13 protein-coding genes are annotated in these 13,001 nt (G+C 71.8%); all 13 read left to right on the top strand.

Annotation, left to right across the window (positions count from 1 at the left end; genetic code table 11):
• Positions 1–92: 92 nt before the first annotated feature.
• The 13 genes from efp (at position 93) to rpoZ (ending at position 12,973) form a co-directional block, all read left to right on the top strand.
• The gene (gene efp / locus ASE15_RS13150) at positions 93–656 is read left to right on the top strand and encodes an elongation factor P (RefSeq protein ID WP_056652011.1); all 564 of its coding nucleotides are present in this window, start codon (positions 93–95) and stop codon (positions 654–656) included.
• Between the two features lies 1 nt (position 657).
• Positions 658–1,074 (top strand): transcription antitermination factor NusB, encoded by a 417-nt coding sequence (gene nusB, locus ASE15_RS13155; protein ID WP_056652009.1) that lies wholly within the window; start codon positions 658–660, stop codon positions 1,072–1,074.
• A gap of 292 nt (positions 1,075–1,366) precedes the next feature.
• On the top strand, positions 1,367–2,029 hold the full coding sequence (gene pyrR / locus ASE15_RS13160) for a bifunctional pyr operon transcriptional regulator/uracil phosphoribosyltransferase PyrR (protein WP_056763611.1): 663 nt from the start codon (positions 1,367–1,369) through the stop codon (positions 2,027–2,029).
• Positions 2,026–3,039 carry an aspartate carbamoyltransferase catalytic subunit gene (locus ASE15_RS13165; RefSeq protein WP_056763613.1) on the top strand — a complete coding sequence of 338 codons (1,014 nt, stop codon included), beginning with the start codon at positions 2,026–2,028 and terminating at the stop codon, positions 3,037–3,039. Before pyrR ends, ASE15_RS13165 begins: the two co-directional genes overlap by 4 nt.
• Complete coding sequence (locus ASE15_RS13170) at positions 3,036–4,382, top strand: dihydroorotase (protein ID WP_056652000.1); 1,347 nt, start codon at positions 3,036–3,038, stop codon at positions 4,380–4,382. Before ASE15_RS13165 ends, ASE15_RS13170 begins: the two co-directional genes overlap by 4 nt.
• A complete protein-coding gene (locus ASE15_RS13175; RefSeq protein WP_235534411.1) occupies positions 4,379–4,942 on the top strand; it encodes a hypothetical protein in 564 nt (187 codons plus the stop codon). Before ASE15_RS13170 ends, ASE15_RS13175 begins: the two co-directional genes overlap by 4 nt.
• Complete coding sequence (carA, locus tag ASE15_RS13180; RefSeq protein WP_056651997.1) at positions 4,939–6,198, top strand: glutamine-hydrolyzing carbamoyl-phosphate synthase small subunit; 1,260 nt, start codon at positions 4,939–4,941, stop codon at positions 6,196–6,198. The genes ASE15_RS13175 and carA overlap by 4 nt, the downstream gene beginning before the upstream one ends.
• 3 nt (positions 6,199–6,201) lie before the next feature.
• Positions 6,202–9,549, top strand: a complete 3,348-nt coding sequence (carB, locus tag ASE15_RS13185) for a carbamoyl-phosphate synthase large subunit (RefSeq protein WP_056651994.1) — start codon at positions 6,202–6,204, stop codon at positions 9,547–9,549.
• Positions 9,546–10,433, top strand: a complete 888-nt coding sequence (gene pyrF, locus ASE15_RS13190) for an orotidine-5'-phosphate decarboxylase (protein WP_056763615.1) — start codon at positions 9,546–9,548, stop codon at positions 10,431–10,433. Before carB ends, pyrF begins: the two co-directional genes overlap by 4 nt.
• Before the next feature lie 105 nt (positions 10,434–10,538).
• Positions 10,539–11,417 (top strand): tyrosine-protein phosphatase, encoded by an 879-nt coding sequence (locus tag ASE15_RS13195; RefSeq protein ID WP_056763617.1) that lies wholly within the window; start codon positions 10,539–10,541, stop codon positions 11,415–11,417.
• A gap of 127 nt (positions 11,418–11,544) precedes the next feature.
• On the top strand, positions 11,545–11,856 hold the full coding sequence (mihF, locus tag ASE15_RS13200; protein WP_056651986.1) for an integration host factor, actinobacterial type: 312 nt from the start codon (positions 11,545–11,547) through the stop codon (positions 11,854–11,856).
• Position 11,857: 1 nt separating this feature from the next.
• Positions 11,858–12,472 (top strand): guanylate kinase, encoded by a 615-nt coding sequence (gmk, locus tag ASE15_RS13205; RefSeq protein WP_139107725.1) that lies wholly within the window; start codon positions 11,858–11,860, stop codon positions 12,470–12,472.
• A gap of 228 nt (positions 12,473–12,700) precedes the next feature.
• Complete coding sequence (gene rpoZ / locus ASE15_RS13210) at positions 12,701–12,973, top strand: DNA-directed RNA polymerase subunit omega (protein ID WP_056651983.1); 273 nt, start codon at positions 12,701–12,703, stop codon at positions 12,971–12,973.
• The last annotated feature ends 28 nt before the right edge of the window (positions 12,974–13,001 follow it).

Genomic DNA, 13,001 nt, shown 5'->3' on the forward strand with positions numbered 1-13,001 from the left:
CCCGAACGTGTGCGCATCAGTGGATCGCACGTGGCTCCCACCGCGAGACACCCCGACGGCAGCCCCATGACAACGCGACAGGAAGACCGAACGTGGCGACGACCAACGACATCAAGAACGGCACCGTGCTCAAGCTCGACGGCCAGCTGTGGACGATCATCGAGTTCCAGCACGTCAAGCCCGGCAAGGGTGGCGCCTTCGTTCGCACCAAGATGAAGAACGTCCTGTCCGGCAAGACCGTCGACAAGACCTTCAACGCCGGCCTCAAGATCGAGACCGCGAACGTCGACAAGCGCGACATGCAGTACCTGTACAAGGACGGCGAGGACTTCGTCTTCATGGACACGTCCACGTACGACCAGATCACGGTCCCGGCCGCGACCGTCGGCGACGCCGCGGACTACATGCTCGAGAGCCAGAGCGCGCTCGTCGCGACGAACGAGGGCGTGCCGCTCTACGTCGAGCTGCCCCCGTCGGTCGTCCTCGAGATCACCTACACCGAGCCGGGCCTGCAGGGCGACCGCTCCACGGGCGGCACCAAGCCCGCGACGCTCGAGACCGGCGCACAGATCCAGGTCCCGCTGTTCCTCGAGCAGGGCACCAAGGTCAAGGTCGACACCCGCGACGGTTCCTACCTGGGGCGCGTGAACGACTGACGTGGGTGCTCGAACCAAGGCACGCAAGCGCGCGCTCGACGTCCTCTTCGAGGCCGAGCAGCGCCAGCTGGACCCGCAGACCCTTCTCGCCGACCGGATCGTCGACTCGGGCAGCCAGACGCCGCTGCCGCAGTACACCGTGGACCTCGTCGAGGGAGTCCTGGCGCACCGCGAGCGGATCGACGAGCTGCTCGAGACGTACTCGCACGGGTGGACCCTCGAGCGCATGCCCGCGGTCGACCGCGCGCTCCTGCGCATCGGCAGCTGGGAGATCCTCTACAACGACGACGTCCCCGACGCCGTCGCGATCGACGAGGCCGTCGACCTCGCCCGTGAGCTCTCGACGGACGACTCGCCGAGCTTCGTCAACGGCCTGCTGGCCCGCATCGAGGAGATGAAGCCGACGATCCTGGCCTGAGCCAGGTCGGCCGGCAGTACCTCACGCCACCTCGGTGGCACGACGTGCCTCCGGACGCCGGTCCCGCCCTCGTGGCGGGGCCGGCGTCCGTGCGTCCGGGGCTGCGGTCGGGTCTGCACGGAGCGACCGGCAGCCCGGCGGCGCGCCTGCCTGCCCCGCTGGTCGCACTGTGACCAACGACGCCTGCCCACCCCGTGAGAAGCGCCGGGGCCCGCCCCGGCCGGGCGGTAGGGTGAAGGAGTCAGATTTCCTTTAAGGCCCGTCCAGTGAGGCGGGGAAGGGGGTCGCCAGAATGAGTTCTGGGCCTGCCGTACCATCTTCCGTTCCACCCGTCACCCCCGAGGACACCTCGGCCGGCGTGACCACCGTTCTCGGCGAGACCGAGATCGCGCGGGCGCTGACCCGCATCGCCCACGAGATCGTCGAGCGCAACAAGGGCGCGCACGACGTGGTCCTCCTGGGCATCCCCACCCGAGGCGTCCCCCTGGCCGTGCGGCTCGCCGAGCGCCTCGCGACGATCGAGCCGGGTCTCGACACCGCGAGCATCGTGGGCGAACTCGACGTCACCATGTACCGCGACGACCTGCACAAGCACCCGGTCCGCACCATCGGCGCGACCCGCCTGCCGGCCTCCGGGATCGACGGCAAGGTCGTCGTCCTGGTCGACGACGTGCTGTTCTCCGGTCGCACCATCCGCGCGGCGCTCGACGCGATCAGCGACATCGGCCGCCCCCGCGCGGTCCAGCTCGCCGCGCTGGTCGACCGCGGGCACCGCGAGCTGCCGATCCGTCCCGACTACGTGGGCAAGAACCTGCCCACCTCCCTCTCCGAGCGCGTGAGCGTGCGCCTCGTCGAGACCGACGGACCTGTCGACGGCGCCGCCACGGGTGAGCCCGTGGCCGATGCGGTCCTCATCAGCCAGCGGCCCACCACGTCCAGCGAGGGCACCCGATGAAGCACCTGCTGTCCACCGCGGACCTCTCGCGCGCCGACGCGATCCGTATCCTCGACACGGCCGCCCAGATGGCCGCGACGCAGTCGCGCGAGATCAAGAAGCTCCCGACGCTGCGCGGTCGCACGGTCGTCAACCTGTTCTTCGAGGACTCGACGCGCACCCGGATCTCGTTCGAGACCGCGGCCAAGCGGCTGTCGGCCGACGTCATCAACTTCTCGGCCAAGGGGTCGAGCGTGTCCAAGGGCGAGTCGCTCAAGGACACGGCCCTGACCCTGCAGGCCATGGGCGCCGACGCGGTCGTGATCCGCCACCAGGCCTCGGGTGCCCCGCACACGCTCGCGCACGCCGGCTGGGTCGACTCGGCGGTCGTCAACGCGGGCGACGGGATGCACCAGCACCCCACGCAGGCGCTGCTCGACGCGTTCACCATGCGCCGCCACCTGGTCGGGCGCGGCGCCGCGGGCGCCTCGATCACCGGTGACCCCACCGGCCAGGACCTCGCGGGCCTGCGGGTCGCGATCGTCGGCGACGTGCTGCACTCGCGCGTGGCCCGTTCCAACGTCCACCTGCTGCACACGCTCGGCGCGAAGGTCACCCTGGTGGCCCCGCCCACGCTCGTGCCCGTGGGCGTCGAGACCTGGCCGTGCGACGTCTCGTACCACCTCGACGAGGTCCTCGCGGAGACCGCACCGGACGCCGTGATGATGCTCCGCGTCCAGCGCGAGCGCATGAGCGGCTCGGGAGCAGGTGGGGGAGCGTTCTTCCCCAACCCGCTCGAGTACACGCGCAACTTCGGGCTCGACGGCCGCCGCCTGGCGCTCCTGCCCGACCACACCATCGTCATGCACCCCGGCCCCATGAACCGTGGCCTGGAGATCTCGGCGGAGGCCGCCGACTCACCGCGCGCGGTGATCGTCGAGCAGGTCGCCAACGGGGTCGCGGTGCGCATGGCCGTCCTCTACCTGCTCCTCGCGGGCGACGCTTCCACGGAAAGGGCTGGACTCGAATGAGCGAGCAGACCACGAACCCCACCTACGTCCTGCAGGGCGCGGCACCGCTGGGCGCCGACCCGGTCGACCTGGTCCTCGCGGGCGGCGTCATCACCGAGGTCCGCGCGGCGAACAGCCCGGTCACGGACGGCGAGACCGTCGTCGACGCGGCCGGCCTGGTCGCCCTGCCCGGCCTCGTCGACCTGCACACGCACCTGCGCGAGCCGGGGCGTGAGGACGCCGAGACCATCGTCTCGGGCACGCGCGCCGCGGCCGTGGGCGGCTTCACCGCGGTGCACGCCATGGCCAACACGACCCCGGTCGCGGACACCGCGGGCGTCGTCGAGCAGGTCTGGCGGATCGGGCGCGACGCGGGCTGGGTCGACGTCCACCCGGTCGGCGCGGTCAGCGTGGGCCTCGAGGGCCACCACCTCGCCGAGATCGGCGCCATGGCCGACTCAGCCGCACGCGTGCGCGTGTTCTCGGACGACGGCAAGTGCGTCTGGGACCCCATCCTGATGCGCCGCGCCCTGGAGTACGTCAAGGCGTTCGACGGCGTCGTGGCCCAGCACGCGCAGGAGCCCCGCCTCACGGAGGGCGCCCAGATGAACGAGGGCGTCGTCTCGGCCGAGCTCGGTCTTGCGGGCTGGCCCGCGGTCGCCGAGGAGGCGATCATCGCGCGCGACGTGCTGCTCGCCGAGCACGTGGGCTCGCGCCTGCACGTGTGCCACCTGTCCACGGCCGGCTCGGTCGAGATCATCCGCTGGGCCAAGGGCCGCGGGATCGACGTGACGGCCGAGGTCACCCCGCACCACCTCATCCTCACCGACGAGCTCGCGCGCGACTACGACCCGACGTTCAAGGTCAACCCTCCGCTGCGTACCGCGGCGGACGTCGAGGCCGTGCGCCAGGGCCTGGCCGACGGCACGATCGACATCGTCGCGACCGACCACGCCCCGCACACGCGCGAGGACAAGGACTGCGAGTGGGCCGCGGCCGCGTTCGGCATGACGGGCCTGGAGACGGCCCTGAGCGTCGTGCAGGAGACCATGGTCGACTCGGGCCGCATGACCTGGGCGGACGTGGCGCGCGTCCTGTCGGCCGCGCCCGCGCGCATCGGCCGCATCGACGAGGGCCCGACGGCGCAGGGTCGCCCCCTCGAGGTCGGCGAGCCCGCCAACGTGGTCCTCGTGGACCCGGCGGCCCGGCGCGTGGTCGACGGCTCGGCGCAGGCCACGGCGAGCACCAACACGCCCTTCCAGGGCTACGAGCTCCCGGGACGGGTCGTCGCGACCTTCCTGCGCGGGCGCGCGACCGTCCTGGACGGCACCCCGGTCGAGCAGGTCGTGGGGGTCCGCTCGTGAACCTCCCCCTGCCCGTCGCGGTCGGCATCTGGGTCGTCATCGGCCTGGTCCTGCTCGCGGTCGTCTTCGTGGGCCTCAAGCGCCTGACGATCCGCACGGCCCAGACCGTCCCCGCCCCGCCGGCCGTCCCCGAGGGCGACCTGGGCGAGGTGCTGGCCGGCCCCGTGACCGCGGTCTACGTCTCCAGCACGCTCGCGGGGGACTGGCTCGCCCGCGTCGGGGCGCACCGTCTCGGCTTCCGGTCGAACGCGACCGTGACCGTGCACCGCACCGGAGTCCTGGTCTCCCGACAGGGCGCACCCGACCTCTTCCTGGCCGCGAGCGCCCTCGAGGCCGTCTCGCTGGCCCCCGGGATGGCGGGCAAGTACGTGGGCAAGGACGGCCTGGTCGTGCTGACCTGGACCGTCCCCGCGGCCGGGGACGCGCCCGCCACACGCCTGGATACTGGACTGCGGACCCAGCAGACCGCCGACCGTGCCACCCTCCTGAACGCCGTGCGCGAGCTTCTTCCCGCCGCCGACGGCGCACCGAACGACGACTCGAAGGAGCCGCAGCAGTGAGCATCTCGACCCCCAGCACGGACGCCCAGGCCGACGACCGGACCGCGGTCCTGGTCCTCGAGGACGGCACGACCCTGACGGGCCTGGCCTACGGGGCCCGTGGCACGACGTTCGGCGAGATCGTCTTCAACACCGGCATGACCGGCTACCAGGAGACGCTGACCGACCCGTCCTACCACCGGCAGATCGTCGTCATGACGGCCCCCCACATCGGGAACACGGGAGTCAACGACGAGGACGCCGAGTCGACCCGCATCTGGGTCAGCGGCTACGTGGTGCGCGACCCTGCGCGCCGCGCCTCGAACTGGCGCGCGACGCGCTCGCTCGACGAGGACCTCGCGGCGCAGGGCGTCGTGGGCATCAGCTCGATCGACACGCGTGCCCTCACGCGCCACCTGCGCGAGCTCGGCACCATGCGTGCGGGCATCTTCTCGGGCGAGGACCTGCGTCGTGGCGGCTACCCGCGCCCCACGGAGGAGCTCGTCGAGCTCGTCCGCTCGGCCCCGGCCATGACGGGCGCGGACCTGGCCCGCGAGGTCAGCACGCCCGAGGCGTACGTCGTGGAGCCCTCGGGCGAGCACGCCGGCCAGGAGCCGGTCGCGACGGTCGTCGCGGTCGACCTGGGCATCAAGGCCATGACGCCCCAGCGCCTCGCCGAGCGCGGCGTGCGGGTGCACGTCGTGCCGAGCACGACCACGATCGACCAGATCGTCGCGCTCGCGCCCGACGGCGTGTTCTTCTCCAACGGCCCGGGCGACCCGGGCGCGGCGACGACCGAGGTCGAGCTGCTGCGCGCGGTCCTCGACCGCGGCATCCCGTACTTCGGCATCTGCTTCGGCAACCAGATCCTGGGCCGCGCGCTCGGGTACGGCACCTACAAGCTCGGCTACGGCCACCGCGGCATCAACCAGCCGGTGCTCGACCGCACCACGGGCAAGGTCGAGGTCACCGCGCACAACCACGGCTTCGCCGTCGACGCCCCGCGCGACGGGGAGTCGGTCGCACCGCACGACGGCGGGCGCTACGGCCGCGTCGTCGTCTCGCACATCGGTCTCAACGACCAGGTCGTCGAGGGGCTCGCGTGCCTCGACCGCCCGGCCTTCTCGGTGCAGTACCACCCCGAGGCCGCAGCGGGCCCGCACGACGCCGCCTACCTCTTCGACCGCTTCCTCGACCTGATGCGCGACTCCGCAGGGGCCTCCGGCTCCGCGACGAACGCCGCCCCGGTCACCCCGTCCTCCGAAAGTGAGATCTGAGCCGTGCCTCGCAGAACTGACATCTCCAGCGTCCTGGTGATCGGCTCCGGGCCGATCGTCATCGGCCAGGCGTGCGAGTTCGACTACTCGGGCACGCAGGCCTGCCGCGTCCTGAAGGAGGAGGGCCTGCGGGTCATCCTCGTCAACTCGAACCCCGCCACGATCATGACGGACCCCGAGTTCGCCGACGCGACCTACGTCGAGCCCATCACGACCGAGGTCCTGACGACCATCATCGCCAAGGAGCGCCCCGACGCGCTGCTCGCGACCCTCGGCGGCCAGACGGCCCTCAACGCCGCGATCGCGCTCGACGAGGCCGGGGTCCTCGCGCAGTACGACGTCGAGCTCATCGGGGCGAACATCGCCGCGATCGAGAAGGGCGAGGACCGCCAGCAGTTCAAGGAGGTCGTCGAGAAGTGCGGCGGCGAGAGCGCCCGCTCGGAGATCATCCACACGATCGACGAGGCCATCGCGGCCGCCGACTCGCTCGGCTACCCCATGGTCGTGCGCCCCTCCTTCACCATGGGCGGTCTCGGCTCGGGCATCGCCTACGACGAGCAGGACCTGCGCCGCATCGTGGGCCAGGGCCTGCACTACTCGCCCACGACCGAGGTGCTCCTCGAGGAGTCGATCCTCGGCTGGAAGGAGTACGAGCTCGAGCTCATGCGCGACACCGCGGACAACGTGGTCGTCGTGTGCTCGATCGAGAACGTGGACCCGGTCGGCGTGCACACGGGCGACTCGGTCACGGTCGCCCCGGCGCTCACGCTCACGGACCGCGAGTTCCAGAAGCTGCGCGACATCGGCATCGCGGTCATCCGCGAGGTCGGCGTCGACACGGGCGGCTGCAACATCCAGTACGCGGTGCACCCCGACACGGGCCGCATCATCGTCATCGAGATGAACCCGCGCGTCTCGCGCTCGTCGGCGCTGGCGTCCAAGGCCACGGGGTTCCCGATCGCGAAGATCGCCGCGAAGCTCGCGGTGGGCTACACGCTCGACGAGATCCCCAACGACATCACGCAGGTCACGCCCGCGTCGTTCGAGCCCACGCTCGACTACGTCGTGGTCAAGGTCCCGCGCTTCGCGTTCGAGAAGTTCCCGGCCGCGGACCCGACGCTCTCGACGACCATGAAGTCGGTCGGCGAGGCCATGGCCATGGGCCGCAACTTCACCGAGGCGCTCGGCAAGGCCATGCGGTCGATCGACAAGGCCGGCTCGGTCTTCCACTGGGACGGCGAGCCCGTCTCGGGCGAGGCGCTCGACGAGCTCCTGGCGGAGATCGCCCGCCCGACCGAGGGCCGCCTGGTCGCGACCCAGCAGGCGCTGCGCGCCGGCGCGAGCCTCGAGCAGGTCTTCGAGGCCACCAAGATCGACCCGTGGTTCCTGGACCAGATCCAGCTCATCAACGAGGTCGCCGAGTCCGTCGCCTCGGCCGACGCGCTCACGCGCGACGTGCTGCTCGAGGCCAAGCGCCACGGTCTGTCGGACCCGCAGATCGCGAAGCTGCGCGGCATGGGTGCGGCGGGGGAGTCCACGGTCCGAGAGGTCCGCTACGCGCTCGACGTGCGCCCGGTCTACAAGACGGTCGACACGTGCGCGGCCGAGTTCGCCGCCAAGACGCCGTACCACTACTCGTCGTACGACCTCGAGTCCGAGGTCGCACCGCGCGAGCGTCCCGCGGTCCTGATCCTGGGCTCGGGCCCCAACCGCATCGGTCAGGGCATCGAGTTCGACTACTCGTGCGTGCACGCGACCCTCGCGCTCAAGGACGAGTACGAGACTGTCATGGTCAACTGCAACCCGGAGACCGTCTCGACGGACTACGACACCTCGGACCGCCTCTACTTCGAGCCGCTCACGTTCGAGGACGTCCTCGAGGTCTACCAGGCCGAGCTCGCCGCGGGACCCGTCGCGGGCATCATCGTGCAGCTCGGCGGGCAGACCCCGCTGAGCCTCGCGCAGCGCCTGGCCGACGCGGGCCTGCCCATCCTCGGCACCTCGCCCGAGGCCATCGACGCGGCCGAGGACCGTGGCGTGTTCGGTCGCGTCCTGGCCGAGGCGGGCCTGCCCGCCCCGGCGTTCGGCACGGCGACGTCCCTGGCCGAGGCCCAGGAGATCGCCGAGGGCATCGGCTACCCGGTGCTCGTGCGTCCCTCTTACGTGCTCGGTGGGCGCGGCATGGAGATCGTCTACTCGGCCGAGCAGCTCACAGGCTACGTCGAGCGTGCGCTGCACGCCGCCGCGACCGACGACCGCACCACGACGGGCTCACTGCCTGCGCCGCTGCTCATCGACCGCTTCCTCGACGACGCGATGGAGATCGACGTCGACGCGCTCTACGACGGCACCGAGATGTACCTCGGCGGCGTCATGGAGCACATCGAGGAGGCCGGCATCCACTCGGGCGACTCGGCCTGCGTGCTGCCCCCCGTCTCGCTGAGCGAGGCCGAGATCGAGCGCATCCGCCGCTCGACCGAGGCCATCGCCAAGGGCGTGGGCGTGCGTGGTCTGCTCAACGTGCAGTACGCGCTGGTCTCGGACGTCCTGTACGTCCTGGAGGCCAACCCGCGCGCCTCGCGCACGGTCCCGTTCGTCTCCAAGGCCACGGGAGTCTCCCTGGCCAAGGCCGCTGCCCGTGTCATGGTGGGCGAGTCGATCGCCGACCTGCGCGCGAGCGGCATCCTGCCCGCCGAGGGCGACGGCGGGACGCTCGACCTCGACGCCCCCATCGCGGTCAAGGAGGCCGTGCTGCCGTTCAAGCGGTTCCGCACGACCGACGGCATCGTGGTCGACACGGTCCTGGGCCCGGAGATGCGCTCGACGGGTGAGGTCATGGGCTTCGACCGCGACTTCCCGCGCGCGTTCGCCAAGTCCCAGGCGGCGGCGTTCGGCGGCCTGCCGACCAAGGGCTCGGTCTTCGTGTCGGTCGCGGACCGCGACAAGCGTTCGATCGTCTTCCCGATCAAGCGCCTCACGGAGCTGGGCTTCGAGATCCTCGCGACCCAGGGCACCGCGGGCGTCCTGCGCCGCAACGGCATCCCGGCCACGATCGTGCGCAAGTTCTCCTCGGGCCGCGGCGCGGACGGTGAGCCGACGATCGTCGACCTCATCACCGAGGGCAAGGTCGACATGGTCATCAACACGCCCTCGGGCCAGGGCGCCCGCGCCGACGGCTACGAGATCCGCGCGGCCACGACCGCCGCGGACAAGCCGATCGTCACGACGACCCAGCAGCTCGCTGCCGCCGTCCAGGGCATCGAGGCGGTGCTCGCGGGTCCGTTCGACGTGTGGAGCCTGCAGGAGCACATGACGGCAACGGCCGCGCGTCACGCCGCGGCGGACGCGTGAGCGCCGCCGTGACCCCGGCCCGTCGCCCCTTCGGGGAGCGGCTCGCCGCGGCCATGGACTCCCTCGGGCCGCTGTGCGTGGGCATCGACCCGCACCCGGGCCTGCTCGCGGCGTGGGGCCTGCCCGACGACGCCACGGGGGTCCGTGAGTTCGGCCTGCGGGTCGTGGAGGCCGTGGGTGGGCACGTCGCTGCGCTCAAGCCGCAGTCGGCGCTGTTCGAGCGCCACGGCTCGCGCGGGGTCGCGGCGCTCGAGGAGGTCCTGGCCGCTGCGGCGGCCGCGGGGCCGTCCGGGACGCTGACGATCGTCGACGCCAAGCGCGGCGACATCGGGTCGACCATGGCGGGGTACGCGGACGCCTACCTGCGCGACGGCTCGCCGCTCGCGGGTGACGCGCTGACGGTCTCGCCGTACCTGGGCTTCGGGTCGCTGACCCCGGCCGTGGAGGCCGCGCTCGAGACGGGGCGCGGGCTGTTCGTGCTGTGCCTGACGTCCAACCCGGAGGGCGCTTCGGTCCAGCACGCCCGCACGGGCGCCGGGGCCGACGTCCGCTCGGTCGCCGCGCGCATCGCGGCGGAGGCCGCGGCCCTCAACGAGGGTGTGGACCCGCTCGGGTCGATCGGGCTGGTCGTGGGCGCGACCATCGGCGACGCGGCGCGCAACACCGGGGTGGACCTGCCGGCCGTCAACGGGCCGCTGCTGGCTCCCGGGGTCGGTGCGCAGGGCGCGGGTACCGCCGAGCTCGCCGCGGTGTTCGGCGACGCTCGTCGCCAGGTGCTCGCGTCGACCTCGCGCGGTGTGCTCGCGGCCGGGCCCGACGCGGCCTCGCTCCTCGAGGCGGCACGGACGGCCTCGCGCGAGGCGGCCGACGCGCTGCGCGGCTGAGAACCGGCAGCACGCTCGTAGACGTCCGAGGGGGCGCCCACCGATTCCGGTGGGCGCCCCCTCGGACGTGCGGCGGCTCTTGACGCGACCTGACAGACTCGCCCCATGACCTCCTCCCTCGCTGCTCACGCCCGGACGAACGACCCCGGCGCCCTCGACATCCCCGGGACCTGGAACGCTCGCGACGTGGGCGGCCGAGCCGTGCCGGTCGGCGCCACCGAGCCGTTGCGTACCGGGGTCCTGTTGCGCACCGCCGGCCTGTCCAGGCTGACGCCCGAGGGCGTGGCCGCGCTCGAGGCGCTCGGCGTGACCGTCGACCTCGACCTGCGTGGCGAGGACGAGGTCGATCGCGACGGGCAGGACGTCGTCCCGGCGACCACGCGGGTGGTGCCCCGGCGGATGGACCCGGGCGCCGGCGTCGGGCACGCGCTGCGCGCCTCGAGCGACGGGGCAGACAGCGTCGACGCCGAGGACTCCGAGGAACGGTCGGCCGACACCGCCGCGATGATCGGTCAGCTGATCGGTTCGAAGGACCCGCAGGCGCTGGCCCGTGCCATGATGCACGGCGTCTATGCGACGTTCGTCACGGACCCGGGGATCCGCAGGACGGTCGGAGCGGCGCTGCAGGACGTCGCAGACGCCGACGGCGCGGTCGTCGTGCACTGCTCGGCGGGCAAGGACCGCACGGGGTGGATCGTCGCCCTGGTCCAGCACGTCTGTGGCGTGAGCGACGAGGACCGGCTCGCCGAGTACCTCGCGAGCGCCGCCGCGGTCGAGGGCATGGCCGCCGTGATCCCCCCGATCCCCGGGCTCGACAAGGAGGCGCTGACGCCGCTGCTGGGCGTCGAGCCCGAGTACCTGCAGGGAGCGTGGACGCTCGCCGAGCAGGAGTTCGGGAGCATCGACGGATACCTCGACGCGTGCGGCGTCGAGCCTGCGACCAGGGAGAAGATCGTCAGGAAGTTCGCTGCTCAGGGCGTGTGAACGTTGCCTGACCTGCCAGGTGTGACTAGTTTCGAAGGTGTCGAGGTCGCCACCGGGGCTCGTGATCCGGTCGGCGGCCCCGGTGCACGTGTGGGCCCATCCGTCTGAGGACAAGTAGGTGACTTGCGTGGCACTACCATCCCTGACCCCCGAGCAGCGCGCGGCCAATCTCGAGAAGGCGGCCGAGGCGCGTCGAGCTCGCGCCGAGGTCAAGAACCGGCTGAAGTACTCCCAGGGCTCTCTCGCCGAGGTGATCGAGCAGGGCCGCACCGACGACGTGATCGGCAAGCTGCGCGTCGTCGCGCTGCTGGAGTCGCTCCCCGGCGTAGGTAAGGTGAAGGCCCGGGCGATCATGGAAGAGATCGGGATCGCCGAGACGCGTCGCGTCCGCGGGCTGGGACCCCACCAGTCCGCGGCGCTCATCGAGAGGTTTGGCTGACATTTCCGCTTCACCTGCTGCGCCGGTTGCCTCGTCACCCGCCGCACCACAGCATCCTGCCCGCCTGACCGTCCTGGCGGGCCCGACCGCCGTCGGGAAGGGGACCGTGTCCGCGGACATCCGCGCCCGCTACCCGCAGGTGTGGCTGTCCGTGTCCGCGACGACCCGTGAGGCACGCCCCGGCGAGGTGGACGGTGTCCACTACCACTTCATCTCGACCGAGGAGTTCGACCGCATGGTCGCCCAGGGCGAGATGCTCGAGTGGGCCGTGGTGCACGGACGCAACCGGTACGGCACCCCGCGTCGACCGGTCGAGGAGAAGCTCGCGGCGGGCGTGCCCGCGCTGCTGGAGATCGACCTCCAGGGGGCGCGTCAGGTCCGCGCCTCGATGCCGGAGGCGCGGTTCGTGTTCCTCGCCCCGCCCAGCTGGGAGGAGCTCGAGCGGCGCCTCGTGGGGCGCGGCACGGAGGGACCTGAGGAGCGTGAGCGCCGCCTGGCGACCGCACGCGTCGAGCTGGCCGCCGAGCCGGAGTTCGACGTCGTGATCGTCAACGACGAGGTGCACCGCGCGACCGACGCGCTCGTCGAGGCCATGGGGCTGACGCCCGTCGCCTGAGAGGGTGCCGCAGAACCGTGCACGGGGAGGGCCGTCGAGCAGGACGGACCGGTCCTCCCGAGGATTTGTGCCTGCCCAGTAGACTGGTCGTCAGGCGCGTGCGTGCTGAGCGCGCGCAACCTCGTGATCCACCAGGCTGTACCCGATCCGCACGTCGTACCTGAACCATCCATCCTGCACCGGCTCTGACAGGCCGTCGCAGGTCCCCCTGACTCACGGAGTGAGACTGTGTCCGGAACCATCGCCGCCCCCGAGGGCATCACCGACCCGCCCATCGACAAGCTGCTGGAGCGCGCCGACTCCAAGTACGCGCTCGTGATCTACGCCGCCAAGCGCGCGCGCCAGATCAACGCGTACTACTCGCAGCTCAACGAGGGCCTGCTGGAGAACGTGGGCCCGCTCGTCGAGACCCGCAACCAGGAGAAGCCGCTGTCGATCGCGATGCGCGAGATCAACCAGGGCCTGCTCACCATCGAGACCGTGGACGTCCCGGCTCCCTGATCGTCGACCGCCTCCGGGCGGGCGGACG

Origin of the sequence: Oerskovia sp. Root22 (assembly GCF_001429135.1) — a bacterium.
GTDB classification, from domain to species: Bacteria; Actinomycetota; Actinomycetes; order Actinomycetales; family Cellulomonadaceae; genus Oerskovia; species Oerskovia enterophila.

Excerpts from the sequence above, each read along its gene's own strand:
- pyrR (WP_056763611.1), top strand. The coding sequence starts at position 1,367 with ATGAGTTCTGGGCCTGCCGTACCATCTTCCGTTCCACCCGTCACCCCC.
- ASE15_RS13165 (WP_056763613.1), top strand. The coding sequence starts at position 2,026 with ATGAAGCACCTGCTGTCCACCGCGGACCTCTCGCGCGCCGACGCGATC.
- ASE15_RS13170 (WP_056652000.1), top strand. The coding sequence starts at position 3,036 with ATGAGCGAGCAGACCACGAACCCCACCTACGTCCTGCAGGGCGCGGCA.
- ASE15_RS13195 (WP_056763617.1), top strand. The coding sequence starts at position 10,539 with ATGACCTCCTCCCTCGCTGCTCACGCCCGGACGAACGACCCCGGCGCC.